The 19,016-nt window shown below is 64.8% G+C and carries 7 protein-coding genes; all 7 read right to left on the reverse strand.

The window, feature by feature from the left end:
* Positions 1 to 775 (reverse strand): autotransporter outer membrane beta-barrel domain-containing protein (locus tag RIN79_RS17540; RefSeq protein ID WP_309085978.1); only part of this gene is annotated, 775 nt, incomplete at its 3' end.
* A gap of 305 nt (positions 776 to 1,080) precedes the next feature.
* Positions 1,081 to 1,287 (reverse strand): hypothetical protein, encoded by a 207-nt coding sequence (locus RIN79_RS17545; RefSeq protein WP_309085979.1) that lies wholly within the window; start codon positions 1,285 to 1,287, stop codon positions 1,081 to 1,083.
* Between the two features lie 539 nt (positions 1,288 to 1,826).
* Entirely contained in the window at positions 1,827 to 2,408 is a 582-nt protein-coding gene (locus tag RIN79_RS17550; RefSeq protein ID WP_309085980.1) for a hypothetical protein, read from the reverse strand.
* Positions 2,409 to 3,292: 884 nt separating this feature from the next.
* The gene (locus RIN79_RS17555) at positions 3,293 to 3,838 is read right to left on the reverse strand and encodes an invasion associated locus B family protein (protein ID WP_309085981.1); all 546 of its coding nucleotides are present in this window, start codon (positions 3,836 to 3,838) and stop codon (positions 3,293 to 3,295) included.
* A 54-nt stretch (positions 3,839 to 3,892) separates the two neighbouring features.
* Complete coding sequence (locus tag RIN79_RS17560) at positions 3,893 to 15,406, reverse strand: autotransporter-associated beta strand repeat-containing protein (RefSeq protein WP_309085982.1); 11,514 nt, start codon at positions 15,404 to 15,406, stop codon at positions 3,893 to 3,895.
* A 575-nt stretch (positions 15,407 to 15,981) separates the two neighbouring features.
* Positions 15,982 to 18,255, reverse strand: a complete 2,274-nt coding sequence (locus RIN79_RS17565; protein ID WP_309085983.1) for a mechanosensitive ion channel domain-containing protein — start codon at positions 18,253 to 18,255, stop codon at positions 15,982 to 15,984.
* A gap of 148 nt (positions 18,256 to 18,403) precedes the next feature.
* Positions 18,404 to 18,814 (reverse strand): hypothetical protein, encoded by a 411-nt coding sequence (locus RIN79_RS17570; protein ID WP_309085984.1) that lies wholly within the window; start codon positions 18,812 to 18,814, stop codon positions 18,404 to 18,406.
* Between the last annotated feature and the right edge of the window lie 202 nt (positions 18,815 to 19,016).

A 19,016-nucleotide genomic window follows, 5' to 3' on the forward strand; every position in this document is an offset into this window, starting at 1 on the left:
CGGGATCCGGATCTGGTACCGCCGCTGAGCGAAGATACCAATCGCCGTCCGTGGGATCGCTCACGCTGCCCTGGTAGAGACGATAGGCGTAAGCGCCAGCCACGACGGCCTGCTCACCTTGGAAGACGTAGTCACCGAGCAGCGAGAACGCGCCCTCGGAAGTCCCGTCAACCTGGACGATTCTGATGCCTTCCACGGTCTGCGCGCCAGTACCGCCGACGTTGTTCACCCGCACGTTGGTGCTGCCGGATGTGTTGCCGGTGACTCGGAGCAGATCGGTTGGCGAAGTATCATCGCCGAGTTCCGTCTCAATTTGAAGGACGCCTCGATCGGAATGAAAGGTGCCGTCGATGGTCAACGTGCCGATGTCGTTGACGCCAGGCGCGATGATAGCACCTCCGGGAGCCTGAAGGGTTGGCCCATAGAGGCTCACCGGTCCGACCGTCCCGATACCCGCGAACGTCCCGCTATAGTTGGTGAGTGGCACGTCCCCAAGGTCGGACCCTGCGGACATCATCAAAGTTCCGTCGTAAATGGCCCATGGCGCCGGTTGGTTTGTCGCCTGTCCAGTGATCGTCCATGTGCTGCCGCCGGTTTTCTGGAGGTACTCGAAATTGCGGTACTGCCGGGACGGCCCGATCAAAGAAACGTCGAACGTGCCATCCTCGACGCCCCCCAGTCGGAAGCTATCTGCCGACCCAGCTGCCAAAACATCTCCGGTGATCACACCACCGTTGTGGAGCTCAAGAAGATTGGTGCTGCCCCCTGAAAACACAATTGCATTCGCGCCGGGTCCCCCGGCGACCGTGCCATTTGTGCGGACTACGAGCTGAAGGTTCTGCCCAACAATGCCCGTACCACTCGGCCCAGGAAACCCGTCCCAATTGCCTGCACCTGCCGCTCCGCCTATACCTCCTTGAACCAGAGAATCGATAAGCACTGATACCCCGTCCGTGCTCGTGAACAGCAGTCCGATTCCGCCACTTCCGCCATTGCCGGAGGAATCCCCCGCGCCGCCGGCGCCTCCGTTACCTCCCGTTACCGAGGTTTCAAGTATTCCCAAATCGCCGCTGCCGGTGATTACGGCTCCATAACCGCCGGCGCCTCCACCACCACCGTCGCCCCAGTCCCCCGATCCCGAACCTCCTTGGCCACCAGTTCCTCCTGACGAATCGATATTCGGTAGTGAGATCCCAACATAGCCGTGCGCACCGCCACCACCGCCACCGCCGCCACCGCTATTTCCTGCGTTGCTCCCGTTTGAAGCGTTCCCGCCGTCAGATCCATTCTCGCCCGCCGACAACCCGCCAGCGCCACCGGGACCGGCTATTGCTACGCCAATTTGATTCCCCGCGCCCCCCGCTCCTCCTGTCACGCCTGCTCCGCCACCGCCGCCGCCTCTCGAAATACCGGCCGCGATCGCTCCGTTACCGCCAACACCGGTCGGACTATCGGCTCCCCCGGCACCACCTGCTACAGAACCCGCGCTCCCACCTCCCCCATCGGCCAACGCCGGGCTCACCGCCAAAATCAGAAATGTGATGCTTGGGGTCAGCCATAGGGCCCAGCGCCTGCGGCCCTGTGACCAATCGGGCAACATCGACGTTCTTGGTGAAAGGCGTGGCACTGCAATCTCCTCCCATGAGGAGATAATCATGTCCTACGCTGTTGCAAATGCGAAGACGCCGGTCAAAAGAAAGAAGAAATGTCATTCAATTGTTGCGCAAGCGCAACGCGGGCCGGGTTTACCCAGCAATACTGAATGTTGGAAGTACGCCCCTCGACATGGCATGGCCACAGCGGTCGCCGGAGACTCAAGGGAAAGTCTAAGGGGAGGCTCCCATGCGCTGAAACTGCCTCGTTCGGACGTCGGCCAGCTGGTCGCGCAGCCGCTCGATCTCCGATTTTAGGTCCTGGATCACGTCGCGGCCATTGCCGAGGGAGCTCGAAAACTGCTGAAAATCCTCGCGCTGGAGATCGATCTGCCGCTGAAGGTTCGCGATCTCGTGGTCGCGGTTCAAATTCCGCTCGGACCACCCGTTTCGAGGGAGCATTGTCGTCCGCAGATCCTCGATGGCAGTGTCGGTGCGCGAGCGATCCTCCGCGCTGCGTGCCGCCCTCCAGTCGAGTTCCTCGCGAGTGACGAACCGCTCGGCCGCCATGTCGAAGGCGCGGCGCGTTTCGGCCGAAAGCGTCGAGACATCCGTCTTCAGATCCGTCGTCGCCTCCCTGATCGGCCAATATGCCATGCCGCCGATGATCACGGCAAAGGTCAAGGCAACGCCGATCGCCTGCCATTGCGGCTTGCTCCTTTCGGCGATGGTGGCCGACAGAGCATTGATCGAGGCGCGGGTCTCGTTGGTGAACGAGGCGAAGGACTGCTCGATCTGCCGGAAGCCGCTGCGCATCTCGTTTTCGAGATCGCTCTGCCGGCGCCCGAGATTGGTGACGCGCTCGCCAAGCTGCGCCTGTGCCGGAGATGCCGCGCAAAGGCAGATTGGTGCGACCGGATCGAAGGATTGCGCGCAGAAGTGGCGCGTGTGCGTCTATTCATGTCTTACCCCCGCGATTGGCACTGATTCCTAAGCTCGCCTTACTTAGTCACGAGGGCAATAACGATCCGTCGCCGAGATGCTGGAATCCCCACCATTGTTGCGGAAATGCATCGCCGATTTGCTAAATTTTTCAGTGGCTTATCAGAATATTCCGCCGGTGTCACAAAACGTAGGCGCTCCAACTGGCAGCTCACCCGGACGGGGTGATTGACCGATCACCTTTTGCGAATTGCGTTATGAAAGCATGTTTGCTGGCGAATTCAGCTCACGCAATGCTCCAGGCGCCGTTTCGCGCCATGGAGTAGAACGACTTGCCGTGGTGTAGAAGATTTGGGCCGCACCGTGCGGCAAACCACCTAGCGAGCAAAGCTCGCCGCAAGCGCGCGCTTGCTTTATCTTGCAGCCTAACCAGGGGCGCAATTAAGCCCGCTCGGCACGCACAGGTGCAACTATTCCGCCCTCAAAATCTCATCGTGTTTCTGGGACATCACCCGCATCTTGCATGACGGGCATAGCTCGAAGACGCGCGGCTTGCGAAGCTGCTTGCCGCGAGGATCAACCTCACTCACGACCCAGCGGTGGGTGTCGATCTTGCGAAGGACCTGTTGCCTTTCGCAACCCTGGCAAGTCCACTCAGCTGTCTGCAGCATCCCTGCACCCCCCGCTAGCTCCTCGCTGAACCTCCCGCTGCACGCCCGCAGACCAGCTGAGCCGGGTAACCCGCCAGCCGGAGGTTCCTAGCCTGCGGAAAGCGCCACAAGCCGCTGATAGGCGGCAGAAAACCCCTTCATCGAGATATCGGTTGTCACCGGCTGCCCCGTATTGGCGGTCATGAAGACGGTCGCAGCCTCCGCTGCGCCCAGTTGATCAATGGCGGCCTCGGGCAGGTCGAACTCCACCACACATCCGGCGGGCAGGCAGGTGCGGTAGGCGCCCCGGACCAGCTCCGTCTCGTTGATCTCGATGCGCAGCCCTTCCGAAAGCATCAAGCCGAAGGGCGCGATCACGGTGGCCTTGGCGGCGTTCTCGCCCTCTTTGGAGATGGCGAACAGCAGAACTCTTTGCCGCGACTCCTGCTGCAGAAGCTCTTGCGACATCTGGCAGACGCGGCGTGTCTGCTCACCCTCGCTCCTGTTGGCACACTGCACGGTCCAGGAATCGTAGGTCTCCGACAGGGTGGTCGGGGTCTGCACCTGGACAGCTTCCTGTGCAGCAACACTTGTGATCATCAGCGCGCCCGCAAACGTGGGCAAGGCGAGGTCGATCAAGCTTGTCTTCTTCACTTTTGCCTTCGTCCTTCGATTTGAGGAGCAGGAGTTTTCGACGTCCTGGATGCCTTACCAGCTCACACGTAGCCCCAACGTGCCACCGAGGCTATAGTTGTCGGCGATATCTTCCAGGGCGCCGTTAAGTTTTGCGTTGCCAAAAACGGCATAGCGGCCGTCGGCCCAGCTCAGCGAAGCACCCAGTCCGATCCCGCCCCAGAGCGCCGGCTTCTCGCTGTCGAAACGTGTCCCAGAGACATCGACCTCCGAGCCTTCGAGGAAGTCGTAGTAGAGGTTGGCGATGCCGTAGACATGCGCGCGGCTCACCTGCCCGGCGCTGTCCACCCACTGGTTTTCGTAATCGACAGACATGCCGATGCGGCCCGTCAGGGTGTCGCTATCTTGAAGGGCGACGGCAGCGCCGTAGGGATCGGTGAAGTCGTCGAAATCGACCGCGGAATAGCCGAGTTGGGCTTGGGGGGTCACCGACCAGCGGTCCCCGAATGCGATCCTCTGGCCAGCCTCCAGGCTGAACGCATAGCCCGCCCCATCATTGCCATCGGCCAGAGTGGTGCCAAGCGTCGATGAGGTGAGATCGGTGTCATACCACGTCACCTGTGCCTGCGCGTCCGCATAGAAGCCGCTGTTGCCATACCAGGTGAGCGTGCCGCCGAAGCCGTAGCCCGTGGCATCGATCGAGCCGGCGCCGAATACCGACGACACGTCGGAAGTAACAGTTCCGTAGTGGACTGTGATCCCCCCGATCAGAACCCCGGCGTCGGTCTCGCGAACCGGCCCGTCGACGCCCGCCTGCAGCTTCCAGACTGCTGCGTCGTAATCCGCTCCCGTTGTGGATGTCTCCGGCGCAAACTCCGTGTGAGCAGCTTCGATGCGGGCCCAGATCGCCTTGCTGTCGATCGGCCCCGCATCCGGAACGTCCGCTCCCTGCGGGGTAGCGCTGGACCCCCATGACCTGTTGCCGACCCGCTGCTGCAGGGTGCCGAGTTCGTTGAAGCTCTGGAGAACCCCGGCATAGGCTTCGTAGAGCGGCACGCCCGGCGCATAGAGCGGCTGCGGGTCCGGATTGCCGGGATGCAGGTGAGCGGAGCGCAGGTACCAGTCGCCATCGGCCGGCGTGCTCACGCCGCCCTTATAGAGACGGTAGGCATAGGCACCGCCAACCACCGCCTGCTCGCCCTCGAACACATAGTCGCCGTCAAGCGCGAATGTGCCGTTGGACGCACCGGCGACATCGACGATCTTGATGCCTTCCACCGTCTGTGCGCCGCCGCCACCGAGATTGACGACCTTGACGCTGGACGTGCCAGAAGTATCGCCGGTGACGACCAGCCGGTCGGTCGGCGAGGCGTCGCCGCCGAGCACCGTCTCGATCTCCAGCATGCCGCCGCTGCCCGTATAGTCGCCGTCGACCGTGAGCGTGCCGATGGAATTGCCTGGCGCGACAGTGCCGCCTGCGAAGTTGTTCGTGTCGCAGACGGTTCCGGTCCCCTGCAGCCGGCCGCCCGCGCGCACGTTGATGTCGCCGCACAGGCTGCCGGTGACGGCCAGTGTGCCGTCATTGACGGAGGTGCTGCCAGCGAAGGCGGAACTGTCTGCGTCAACCGTCATCGTCCCGGCGCCGTCCTTGGTGAAAGAGCCGCTGCCCGAGAGGACGCCGTTCCACGTCAGGCTCGTGTCCTCCTCGGTGAAGACGGCGCTGTCCGAAAGGAAGTTCAACGCCCGCGCGCTGGCGAAGTTTGCGCTCGTGCGCAGCGTGCCGCCGCTGAGGCTCACCGCGCCTCTCGCCTCGCCCAAATTGGCGTCGCTCGAGATTTGCAGCGTGCCGCCATTGACCGCCGTGCCGCCGGTGTAGCTGTTGGTTCCTGCAAGCACCAGCGTGCCCTGGTCGGTCTTGACCAGCTGGCTGCCGCCGGTGAGGTTGGCTTCGATGGTGGCCGTCATGGCCGCCCCGGCGGAGCTGCCGTCGCCCACGCGGATGGTCGATTGCGGGCCGTCAAGCCCGAGCGGGCCGCCTTCGATGACATAGCCGTCGGTGGTGAATTGCATGCCCGAGGCCGTCACCTGGCCGAGGTCGTTGTCGACCGTCACCGTGCCCGCTTGGCCGGAGAAGATCGCGAACGAGCCGTCCGTATACGGCGCGTTGATCATTCCGGTGCCGTCGGCCCAATTGTCATTGCCGGCCGAATTCTGCCAGACACCGTCGCCGCCCTGGATGACGCTGTCGAATTTACGGCCGGCTGCGCCGTCCCAATAGTTGAGCACCAGCCCGTCCGTGTTGACGAGATTTACTTGGTTGGCGATGGCCGTCTGGACGAAGTAACCCGATGATGGAATGGCGCCGACCGTCAGCCCGTTATTGGTGAGCGTGCCGTTGTAGCTGAAGATGCGGTAGATGCCGGGGCCGAAGGTGCCGCCCGGCGTCTCGGTGACGTTCAGCGTGCCGTCGAGCACGAGGTTGCCGCCCACCGTGATGAAATCGTTGAGCGTCCCGCCTTCGACATTGGCTTGGCCAAAGCTGTAGTTCAGGATCGAGCCGCCGGAGAGCGCCAGATTGCCGTCTATGGCGAGCGTGCCGGGCGTGCCGTCGGCAGCGCCGGGGGTCAGCGTGGCCCCGTCGGCAATCGTCACATCGCCGCCGATCCTGCCGCCGCCGCCGAGCGTGGCGCCGCTGAGGACGGAGGTCAGCCCATCCGCGCCGCCCTGGTTGCCCTCCACATAGAGGCTGCCTGCGGTGACGGTGGTCGGGCCGGCATAGATGTTGTTGCCGGTTAGGGTCAGGGCCGCAGCACCGGACTTCACCAGGCCGCCCGCGCCGCCGATGATGCCGGACAGGGTGGCATCCTCATCGGTCAGGAAGGTGCCGCCGGCGGCGTTAAGCGTGATGTTGCGGGCCGAGGTGAGCGCGCCCGTGTTGCGCAGGGCGCCCCCGTCAAGGATGAGAGCGCCAGCCGCGTCGCCGAGATTGGCGTCGCTGGAGATCTGGACCGTGCCCTCGTCGATGAAGGTGCCGCCCGTATAGGTGTTGTTGCCGGCAAGCACCAGCGTGCCGAGGTCCCGCTTGACGATCTGCGCGTCGCCCGAAAGGACGGATTCGATGGTGGCGACATAGGCAGCGCCCGGCGCCGTTCCGTCGCCCACGCGCATGGTCGCCTGCGGCCCCTCGAGCTCGATGGCGTCGCCCCAGATGCGGTAGCCAGGGGTGGCAAACTGCATGCCGGCGGCGCGCACCTGGCCATTGTCATTGTCGACCTCGACCTCTCCGTCCGCGCCGGCGAAGATGGCAAAGCTGCCATTGGTGAAGGCGGCGTTGACGTCGCCCACCTCCTCGGTCCAATTGTCGTCGCCGGCCGCACGCCAGGTGCCACTGCCGCCATCGACGAACTCGCCCTTGGTCCCGACGTCGCCGTCCCAGAAATTGAGCGTCATGGCGCTGATCTCGACCAGGTTCACCTGGCCGTCGATCGACGTCTGCACCACGTGGTTGGCGGAGTTCTCCGACAAGCCCTGATTGGTGAAGCCTCCGGTATAGCTGATGATGCGGTAGATGCCGGGGCCGAAGCTTCCGCCGGGCGTCTCCGTGACGTTGATCGTGCCGTCGAGCACGAGGTCGCCGCGCACGATTGTCAGGTCGTTATAGGCGCCGCCAACCACGCCCGCCTGCCCGAAATTGTAGTTGAGCGTGGCATTCTCGGCGAGCGTCAGATGGCCGTCGATGGTCAGCGTTCCAGGCGCTGCCCCGACATTGCCGGGGCTCAGCGAACCGCCGTCGAGAACGCTGACATCGCCGCCGATGGTGCCGGTGCCGCCCAGGGTGCCGCCATCCTCGACGGTGGTGGCGCCCCCGGCCGCCGATTGGTCGCCATTGACGATGAGCGTGCCTTCGCGAACGCGGGTCTCGCCGCTATAGGTGTTGTCGGCGGTCAGGATCGTGACGCCGCTGCCGATCTGCTCGACCGAGCCCGAGCCTTCGATTAGCCCGTCGAAGCTGTAGCTGTTGTTGCGGTTGAAGGCGAACGTGCCGCTGTTGAGCACGCCGCCCATGATGGAGCCCGAGCCTCCGCCATTGCCCAGCTGCAGGGTGCCGCCCGAGATCGTGGTTCCGCCGCCATAGGTGTTGGTGTTGGCAAGAACCAGCGTGCCGGTGCCATCCTTAGTAAGCGCGCCTGCGCCCACCACGGCATTGGCCAGCGTCAGCGCCGTTCCGCCGTCCGTGTCGAAGGTTCCGCCGCCGGCATTGAGCGTCACGTGGCGTGCGGCGGTGAAGGTGCCTGTGCTGTGCAGTGTGCCGCCATTGAAGGTGAGCGCGCCGCTTGCATCGCCGAGATTGGCGTTGGCCGAGACGGCAACCGTGCCGGCATTGATGATTGTGCCGCCCTGGTAGGTATTGGCGCCGGACAGCACCAGCGTGCCCGCGCCCGTCTTGGTCAGCACGCCCGTGCCGCCTACCGCGCCGTTGAGCGTGAGCGTGTCCAGCGTCTCGAAGGTGCCGCCGCCGGCATTGAGCGTGACGGCCCGGCTGGAGGTGACGGCAAGATTGTTGCGCAGCGTGCCGCCATTCAAGCTGAGTGCCCCACCGGCAGCACCCAGATTGGCGTCGGCAAAGATCTCGACCGTGCCGCCATTGATGGCGGTGCCGCCCGTATAGGTGTTGGTCCCCGACAGCACCAGCGTGCCCAGATCGGTCTTCACCAGCTGGGTGGCGCCGGACAGTGCCGATTCGATGCTGGCGACGTAGCCCGCCCCTGCCAATGTGCCGTCGCCGACGCGGATGACCGACTGGAGGCCGGCCTGGGTGCTGTCGTCGAGGAGTTCGATTCCGTCGCCCCGCACCACATAGGCGCTTGTGGCGAACTGCATGCCAAGCGCCTGCACCGGGCCGTTGGTATCGTCGACCTCAACCGTGCCAGCCGTTGCCTGGAAGATGGCGAAGCTGGCATTGGCGAAGGGGGCGGCGAATGTGCCGGTCTCGTCGGTCCAGTTCTGGTCGCCCGCGGCCCGCCACGTGCCGTTGCCGCCATTGACGGCGCCATTGGAGTGCGGTCCCGCGTCGCCGTCCCAGTAGCTCAGCGCCAGGCCGGCCGAATTGACCAGATTGACCTGGTTGGCCACCGAGGTCTGCACGAAATAATCGGGCGAGGCGACGTCGAGACCGTTATTGGTCATCGTGCCGTAGTTGAAGATGCGGTAGACGCCGGGCCCGAAATCGCCGCCGGGCGTCTCGGTGATGTTGAGCGTGCCGTCGAGCGTCAGATGCCCGCCGACCTGGATCAGGTCGTTGAGCGGACCGCCGGCGACATTGGCCTGGCCGAAATTGACATTGACGATCGAGCCGTCATTGAGGGCGAGCCCGCCTTTGATGGCAAGCCTGCCCGGCGCATTGCCGGCCGCACCGGGGCTGAGGATGCCCCCATCGGCCACCGAGACGCTGCCGCCGATCGTGCCGGTGCCGCCGAGCGTCGCGCCGCTTGCCACGGAGGTCAGCCCGTTCGCGCCGGACTGGTCGCCATTGATAAGCAGCGTGCCTTCATTGACGTTCGTCGCACCGGTGTAGGTGCTGGTGCCCGTCAGCGTGGTCACGCCGCTGCCGAGCTTGGTCACCTGGCCGCTGCCCGAGATCGCACCGGCAAAGGTGTAATTGCTGTTCATATTGAAGGCGAGGATGCCGCTGTTGGCCACGGTCGGCGTGGCAAGCGCGCCCGCCGTCGCCCCATTGCCGATCTGCAGCGTCCCTGCCGCAATCGTCGCGCCCGCGCTGTAGCTGTGGCTGCCCGTCAGGGTCAGGATGCCGCCCAGGGTCTTGTTCAGGCTCTCGAACTCCGAGAAGCTGCCGCCGGCAAGCGTGACTGCCCCGGAATTGTTGACCTGCAGCGTGTCGGTCCCCGTCCCGCCCGTGACGCTGCCGCCGATGACGCCGCCATCATTGAGCGTCAGCGTGTCGTTGCCGCTGCCCAGGCTCAGCGTGCCGGCTCCTGTGTTCAGCGTGCCGGCGAGCGTTATCGTATCGCTGCCGCCGCCGAGATCGCCCACCGCCGTGAGCGTGCCGCCGGTATTGACATTGATGATGTTGGCCGAAGCATCCCCGGTGATTGTGGCGGGCAGGCCGTTGCCCTGCACCGTGCCGTTGACCGTCAGGGTTGTCGTCTCGTCGTCCTCGAAGACGATCGTATCGGTCGTCAGGGCGCCGCTGACCTGCAGCGTGCCTTCGCTGATCTTGGTGACGCCGGCGCTGTTGACGGCCGTGAGATTTGTGGTGCCTTCTCCCATCTGCTCGATGGTGCCGGGACCGCTGATCTGGCCGGCGAAGTTGACCGTATCGCTGCGGTTGAAGCCGAGCGTGCCGGTATCAAAAGCCAGGATCACTGGACCTGTGCCGACATTGCCGGTGGTGCCGCCATTGCCGATGATGAGCTTGCCGGCGTCGATAACGGTGTTGCCGGTGTAGGTGTTGTTTGCGGTCAGTATCCACGTGCCTTCACCATGCTTGGCAAGCGTGGTTTGCCCGGTGGTGGCGTTTAAGTCGCGGATCGTCACGCCCATGATGTTGTCGCCGGTGTAGGTGCCGCCCAGCACCATGGTGCGCGGGCCGCCGCCCGCGAAACCCATTAGGCCGCCGCTGTCGGTGAAGTTGATCGCCCCGGTGCCCGAGGATTCAATGTATGATGCGCCATTGCCGAGCGTGAAGAGGCGGTTGGTGCTGTCGCCGCTGCCCACATAGCGGAGATGGCTTTCGGTATTGATGACCAGATTACCGGCAATCGCGGTCGAGGCGCCGATGCTGCTGGCAGAGTTCCCATCCGCGAGCTTGGTGACTTCCAGCACGCCGCCATTGATTGAGGTGGGGCCAGTATAGTTACTGGTGGTGCTGGTCAGCCGCCACGTTCCCGCCTCGTCCTTGACGAAATGGGTCGCCGAGGCGCCATTGTTGCCGATATGCGCGGCCATGATATTGGTGTCAGTGTTCGAGCCGAGAAGCCGTAACCGTCGGGTTCCGGCACCCGAATAGGCGACGGCGGCAGTGCTGGTGAACTCGAGCGCACCGGTTCCGTGATTTCGGATGTATGAGTCGAAGGCTGACATGGTGAAGCCGCGATTGGTCGTGTCGCCGTCACCCTGATAATGGAGCCCCGCAGCGCCTATCACGAGGTTGGCCGCGTCGGCGCTGGAACGACCGATCGAGCTGTTCACCCCGCCATCCGCCAAGCAATTGACAACCAGCCAGCCGCTGTTGATCGTGGTGCCGCCGCCATAACTGTTATCGCAGCCCGTCAATATCTGTGTGCCGCCGCCATTCTTCACAAGTCGGCCGGTCGTGCCGGTGATCCTTCCGGCAAAGGTCGCCGAGCCACCATCGCTGAGCGTCAAGGTCTTGTCGGCGATGAGGATCTGACCGCCTGCTGTGCTGTTGTCGCCCAGGCCGTAAATCGTGTTATTGAAGCCGGTGGTGTCGACCGTCGCGCCGGCGCTGATGGACAGATAGCCGGCGCCGAAGGCGCTGGCCGAGCCCGCAATCAGCGTGCCTGCCTCCACCGAGGTGCTTCCGGTGTAGGTGTTGGTGCCGGAAAGGATCAGCGTGCCCGGGCCTCGCTTGGCCAGGCTGCCGCCTCCGGTTACAGTGCCCTCGAATTCGAGCTCAGTGGCCGCCTGGGTCACGTCGAAATAGCCCCAGCCGGACGACAGCGTGAAGCCCCGGTCGGTCGCAACGTCGCCGCCCGTGTATTGAAGCACGCCGCTACTGGCTAAAACAAGGCTGCTGGATGTGTTGGGGGAGGCGCCGATGCTGCTTGCCGTACCGCCATTGCGAATGCAGTCGGCAATGAGGGTGCCGCCGCTGATGGTGGTAGGACCCGTATAATTGTGGTTGCAGCCATTAAGCGTTTGCGTATTGCTGACAGTGAGCCCGCCCGTGCCTGTGATCGTGCCGGTGAACGCAGCTGTCTGGCCGCTGAGGGTCAGCGTGGTGCCGGCCGCGCCCAGATGCACGGTGCCGGCGCCCGCAAGCCCACCCACCGTGTTGCTGAAAGTGGCAAGTTCCAGCCTGCCGCCCGCATTGACCTGCATGAGGTAGGAGGTGCCGCCGAACGCCGTGGTGGAGCCGGCGCGCAGGGTGCCTGCCTCGACCGTGTTGCCCCTATAGGTGTTGTTGCCCGACAGCACCAGAGTTCCGGCGCCGCGCTTTACCAGCGAATTCACGCCGACCGCGTCGCCCGTCATGGTCAGGACCGAGCCGACGGAAGAGACATCGAAACCGACCCCGGCGGAGCCAGTGCCCAATGTGAAGCCGCGGTCGCTTGTGGCGGTCACGCCGTCATACTGGAACTCGGCGCCATTGGCGATGAAGAGATTGGCCGAGTCGCTGCTGGAAGAGCCGATGGTGCTGTTGGCGCCGCCATTGCCGAGGCTGGTCACTGCCAGCGTGCCCGCGCTGATGGTGGTCGTGCCGGCATAGCTGCTGTTGGCATTGGTCAGCGTCAGCGTGCCGGCGCCTTCCTTGATGAGGTTCGCCCCATCCGGGCTTATCAGCTCGCCGCCGACGGTGAGGTTCGCGCCGACCTGGGTGACGTTGATTATGTTGTCGGCGAGGGCGCCGGAGCGCGTGAGCGTCATGCCGCGATCGGTGCTCGCGGTCCCGCCCGTATAGCTGAGCCTGCCCGCCTCCAGCACCAGATTAGCGGGGTCTGCAGACGACATGCCGATGCTGCTGGCCACGCCGCCATTGGCAAGCGTGCCAACCTCCAGCGTGGTGCGCGAAATCAAGGTGCCGCCCGTATAGGTGTTTGCGGCGTTGCCGAGCACGACCTTGCCAGTGCCGGCGCCCGTTCCGCTGCCCGCCACGGTAAGCCCTGTCGGCCCAGCATTGTCGACGATCGTCGAGTTGATGCTGAACGTGCCGATGCTGTTTTGCTGGATGCCCAGCACGCCCCCGGCGGTGCCCCTCACTGAGCCGTTCTGGATCGTCTGGGTGGTCGCGCCCACCGACGCTCCGACAATGATAGTCCCATCGATGCCGAGCGTCTGGCCGGCGCCGACCGTGACCACGGAACCTGCCGCCGGCGCTGCCGCGTAGCGCAGGCCTCCGAGCTGAACGATATTGTCGCCACCGGCGTCGCTCGCGGTTCCGAAGAAGGGCGAGTTGGCCGCGCCGGCCGTATCGGCCACGATATCACCATCGATCCAGGTTGCGGCATTGTCCTTGAGGTCGTAGGCGGTGAACGCGACGATCTGGTTGCTGGCGTTTACGTCGGCATAGTCGGTGGCGGTGCCGGTGGTCACCGTGGCCCAGCCGCCAAGCGTCGTGCCGGGCGCGACGGTCATCACCGTGCCCGTGCCGATGCCAAAATCGATGATGCCCGCAGTCCGGTTGACCGGGCCGAAATTCACGGTGGCGTTGGTGGCCGTGATCCTGTTGGTGCCGCCGGTAATGTTGAGGCCGTCGAAGGTCTGGGTATTGCCTTCTCCCGAAACCCCGGTGACCGCTAACGTGCCGCCCGACATATTGAGCGTCGAGGAAGAGGAGATGATGTCTGAGGTTGGGCCACCCGCGCCTGCGAAGCTAAGCTCCAGCGTGCCGATGGCGACGTTCGTCGCACCCGTATAGGTGTTGGCGCCCCTGAGGATCTGCCTGCCGGCGCCCGTCTTCGTCAGGCTGCCGCTGCCGGTGATGCTGCCGGAATAGGTCGCGGTGATGCCGTTGGCAATGTCGAGCGTCATATTCGCGCCGCCGAGCGCCACCTCGCCGCCCGTTCCGTCGAGCCTAGTGAAGGTGTTGCTGTAACCGGCGAGATCGAGCATGCCGCCATTGATGGTGGCCGCGCCCGAAGTGCCCAGTGCCGTGGCGCTGCCGGCGCGCAGAGTGCCGTTCTGGACAGTGACCGGGCCGGCGAAATCGTTGGTGCCACTGAGCAGCCAGGTGCCCGCACCATTCATCGTGACGCCGCCGGCGCCCGTCATGTTGCCGGAGAGGGTGTTGAGGCCGCCATAGCTGCCGCGCAAATTGAGCGCGCCGGAGTTCAGCACCACCGCGCCAGAGAGGCCCAGCCCGCCAGAGCCGTCGTTTTGCAGCGCGGCGCTGGCGCCGGAGACCTGCCAAGTGCGGTTGGTGTCGTCGCCATCGCCGGTGTAACGAAGCGTGCCGTTGTTGATGTGGATTTGGCTGTCGGCGGAGCCGGTGCCAAGCGAACTGTTGCTGCCTATGTCGGCCAAGGTGGAGGCCACCACGGTGGCGGTCGTGATGGTGACCCCGGTGCTGAAGGTGTTGGCGCCGCCGAGTGTGATGGTGCGCGCCGCTCCCCCGGTAAGGGTAAGGGTCGAGGCCGAAGCCCCGCTTATGATGCCTGAGGAGAAATCGATATCGGCGCTAGTGGCGCTGATGATAATGCCGCGCGCGCCACCTTCCAGGGAGACGGAGCCGGTGAAGGCCAGGGTGCCTGTCCCATTATTGCCCAGCGCTACAGATGCGTTGGTGCCAGGCGTGAACCGAAATGTGCGGTCGGTGGTGTCGCCGTCGCCTGTGTAGGAAAAGTTATCATTAAAGCTGTTCACGCCCTGGAGGACGATGTCGCCGCCTGATCCCAGCGCGCTGGCCTCTCCCGTGTTCCGGACGGATGTGAACCAGACCGTAACGTTGGCCGCACCGCTGCCCCAGAGCGTCGTCGTGCCCGTATAGGTGTTGGCGTTGTTGGTCATCGAGACGCCGCTGAGGACCTCAAGATTTCCAGAGCCCGTGAAGAGCGCCGACCCCACGCCCGTGCCGCCAATCGTGGCACTACCATTAATTATGACCTGGCGGCCGGCATTCAGTGCTCCGACCGAGGAGAGGGAGCCGCCGTTGAGCGTAACGGTGTTTCCCGCTGCGCCGAGCGCCGCATTGCTGGAAACACCCAGAGCGCCGGAAACATTGATGTTGCCGGTGAAGGTGTTGGCCGCCGACAAAGTGAGGCTGGTGCCGGTGCTGACGTTGACATTGCCCGTGAAGGTGTTCGACCCCGACAGGGTCAGCGTGCCCGCATTGACGTTGAGAGCGCCAGTGCCGAAGTTGTTCGCACCCGACAGTGTCAGCACGCCCACGCCAGCCTTGGTGAAGCCCGCCGACGTTTGGATTCCGGCGCTTATCGTGGCGCCGACGCCGGCGTTTGTCGTGACCGTCGGCGTCCCGCCGGCGATCGTCAGGATGTTGGCGCCCGCGCCGGCAATCGTATAGCCGTTGGCAGTGAAGGTGATCGAATTCACGGTGATCGGCGCACCGAGGGTGACTGTGCCCGCGGTGCCGCCGAAGATGGCATTGTCGGGCGTGCCCGGAACAATGCCGTTGTTGTTCCACGCCTGATTATACGGGCCGCTCACACCGTCGCTGTTGGGGCTCCAGTTCAGATTGCTGAGGTTCCACACCCCGGTGCCGCCGTAGCCGCTTCCGGTTCCGTTGGCGTCCCAATACCGGTCTGCGGCAATGGCGGAGCTCGCGGTAAGCGCCGCCAGCAGCCCGGCCGCGAGGACCCGCCCCGCCGAGGCCGAAACGAAATGGGCGAGGTTGGGCGCGAAGCTTGCCGCTTCGCCCTTCCACTTCGTCATGCGCCCGCCGCGCACCAGGTGTGCAGACGCCGCCTCACGCGCCGGTAACGCGCTTCCGCTATCCCGGCCCACCGCCGGCACTGACCGTGAATTTTGCTGCATCCTGCCCCCTCGCCGCTATGGATGCTCCGCCGCGGGCATCCCACCCCTGCAAAAAAACTGAGACATTCTGCGGGGCAGTACGGGAGGGAGACAGAAATCGCGGGGCCTGTATTTCAGGAACATCCGGCGGTATCAGAAAACTACGCCGCTCGGAGCTAAAAAGTATGGGCGTGGCAAATTTGCAATAGTTGCGCTAAATCACAGCTCGCTGGGCTGCGGGGCTCGCCGGAGACTAAGCCGCCCGACTGGACCCACGTTACACCCTTGACCTACCGTCTGCAGTAGCGGGTGCCCGCCGGCAAGGGCGTACACGGTGCAAATCCCGTAGCGCCGCTGCAAGCGGTCGTAGAGCATGGAGTCTTAGGGGAAAGCCGATTCGGCCTCGCCCTTCACCACGGGTGAGTCGTAGGTTCAATCCCTACCGCGCCCACCATCCCCTCGCCGTCATCCGATCCAGTCACAAGAAGCGCTTCCTAGGCTCGCGCGGCCAGCGGCGTATCTCCGACGGCAGGCTCCTGGTCGGCCAGTTCGGCGCGCAGGCGTTTCGCCGTCAGGGCGGGACGCTCCCGCGCCGGCGGCCGACGCGGTCCGACGACGGCCTGGAGCTTGTCCTCCGACGCAAGCGCCAGGCCGCGGCGGTCGTCCTCATCAAGGTGCAGCGTCATGTGCGGGAAGGGTATGTCGATCCTGCGCTCGTCGAAGACTTCCTTGATGATCTCGTTATAGTGGCGGCCGACCGCCCATTGCTGGCCCGCCCGCGTCTTGATGCGCGCCCGCACCATGATGGCCGAATCGCCGAACTGGGTGATGCCGTGCATCTCGAGATCGCCCAGGATGTGCTCGCCGTGCTCGCCCTGCTTCAGCCGCTCGAAGGCCTCCTGCATGGCCAGCTTCACCTCGGGAATGCTCACGCCGTAGTCCACTCCGATCTCGGCCACATGATAGCCGAAGCTCTTCATGAAGTTGGATACCGAATCCACCGACGAGAAGGGAATGAGGTGGTAGGCGCCGTCGAGCGTGCGCAGTGAGACGGAGCGGATCGTCAGCTTCTCCACCGTGCCCGTGATGCCGCCGACTGTCACCACGTCGCCCTCGTTCATGGCGTTCTCGAACTGGATGAAGGCGCCGGTGATGATGTCCTGCACCAGCTTCTGCGCGCCGAAGCCGACGGCAAGGCCGAGAATACCGGCACCGGCCAGCAGCGGGGCGATGTTCACCCCGAGCTCGGAAAGGACCAGCATCAGGACGAGGACGCTGAGCGCGATGGTGAATGCGTTGCGGAAGAGCGACAGGAGCGTGCGCTCACGCGCGGTGGGCTTGCGGCCCTTCGGCGGGTCGAGCCGGTATTCGACCCAGGACTGCACGGCAAGATGGATAAGTCCGCCGACGAGCAGGATGATGCCGGCCGAGATGACTGCGGTGACGACCCGCTGCCCGAAATCGCTGGACACCCAGCCCATCACGTCGGCAAGCCGCCAGATCTGGGCGATCGAGATCACCACGCCGGCGAGGATGACGCCGCGGACCACGCGCAGCACATTGGGGACGAAGGCATTGAGGCGCTGCTCGAGCAGCGGCAGCCGGCCGCGGATATCGGCCGGCAGGTGCATCCCCGCCGACGCGACCCGCACGACGGCGACCGTGAGCGCGACGCCGATGGCGATGGCCATCAGGGATTGAACAGTGGCGGCCAGCACGAAGGGCAGCGCCGCCTCCTCGTCGGCCAGCCAGAGGGTGAAGATGAGGACGAGGTAGCCGATCGCCACCACGTTCCAGAAGCGCGCGAGGATCGAAAGCGAGCGGACCACCACCTCCGACTGGAAGCGCTCGGCCTGGCGGGTGAGCCAGGCGCGCACCCGGTCGCGGTTCTGCATGATGATAATGCAGGCCATGGCGAGCGTGCAGAAGAGCACGAAGGCGCGCAGCGCCTGGGCCGCGCCATGCGAGGCATTGGCCGCCAGGATGGGTGCGATGAAGAGGAAGGTATAGCCGACCACGCTCAGGATGCGGCTCGCCCAGAAATACCAATAGGCGGCCGTCGTATCGCCCATGCGCAGGAAGCGCAGCGCCGGCCATCGCGGCGCGAGCGCGACGCGCGCGGCCACCTTCGCCAACTCGATCCACAGGAATGCGCCGAGGAAGAATGTCTGGCTCTGTCCGCCGTGGTCTCCCCAGCCGAGATAGAGCGCCGGCACATATCCGGCGGCCCAGGCGAGGAGCACGGTGGCCATATCGGCGACCGCCGAAACGCCGATGATGCCCGCGCGGCGGACCGGCCCCTGTCCCTGGGCGGCCGCGGCGAAGATGCGCTGCGCGCGCTGGAAGCCGAGCCGCAGGACGAAGAAGACGGCGAAGGTCACCGCCGCCACGATCAGCACGTTGCGGATCGCATTCCAAAGGGCTGCCGCGTCGAGCGTGCTCGTGCCGGAGAATATGCCGGCGGCCTGCTTGATTCCACGAACGACGGCAGCGACGAGATCGGCCGAGCTCTCGACGGCCGCGCGCGTGTATTCGCCGATCTGCAGGACGCCGGCGGAATCCGCGGCCGCCGGATCAGTCGCCGCGGCTGCTCCGCCATCGACGCGGCGCAGCTCCTCGATCAGCTTTGCGCGGGTTTCGTCATTCTCCAGGATGCGAATAAGGGTCCCGACGTCGCCGCCTGCCCCTTCGGCCGTCCCCTGCGCAGCGGTCTGCGCCACGGCAGGGACCGAAAGAATCAAAAGCAGGAGAAGCGTGAAAAAACGCATCGGAAGCCCCCCAAGATGCCCTAACGACCGAATATTATGGTCAGCAAAGAGTTAAATTTTCCTGCGCCGGGAAAGGAACTGGGCGATCTTGGTGTCAAATTGTGGGCGCGCGCCGCCGCTCAGCTTTTTCCCGGCGCCAGGCGCCGCGTCAGCGGGGGACGGCTGCGCCGAAATTGAGCTTGGCCATGCGGCCGGCGGTCAGGCGCACCATGCTCGGATTCTCCGTCGTCAGCCGGTAGCCGGTGGGCAGCGACCGCGTGTCGACCTTCATGATGAAGTTGGAGCCGAGCGAACCCTCCGGCATGTCCGCGCAGGCGACGTGGAAGCGGCCATGCTCGTCCGTGATGATAAGCCAGCCCTTGGGCGTTGCCACCCGCACGCCGGGAAGCCCTTTCTCCCCCCTGTCCTGCAGGCCGTTGCCGTTCCGGTCGTTGAACACCTTGCCGATGACCTCAGCGCATTCGAAGGATTGCGCGGCGGCGCCGGCGGGCAGCGCGGGAGCGGCAAGTGCGGCAATGGCCGCGCAAAGGGCCAGTCGGCTGTGTCTGATGCTGGCCATGCGGTCTCGCCCCGGTTCTGTCTGCGGCAGCAACCCGCCAATGAGCCGGACAATGGCCGTTCCGTCAAGTCGGCATTTGGAGGGGTTGTGTACGCCGCCACCGATGCTACCCTCCGCGCATGCTGCGGGGCGCCCGGACGTGGAGAAGGCCGGACCGGACCGGAGAAGACCGGGAGAAAGGGCCACCGCGCAGGTGAATCAT

Source organism: Chelativorans sp. (genome assembly GCF_031180965.1).
In the GTDB taxonomy this organism is placed as follows: Bacteria; Pseudomonadota; Alphaproteobacteria; order Rhizobiales; family Rhizobiaceae; genus Chelativorans.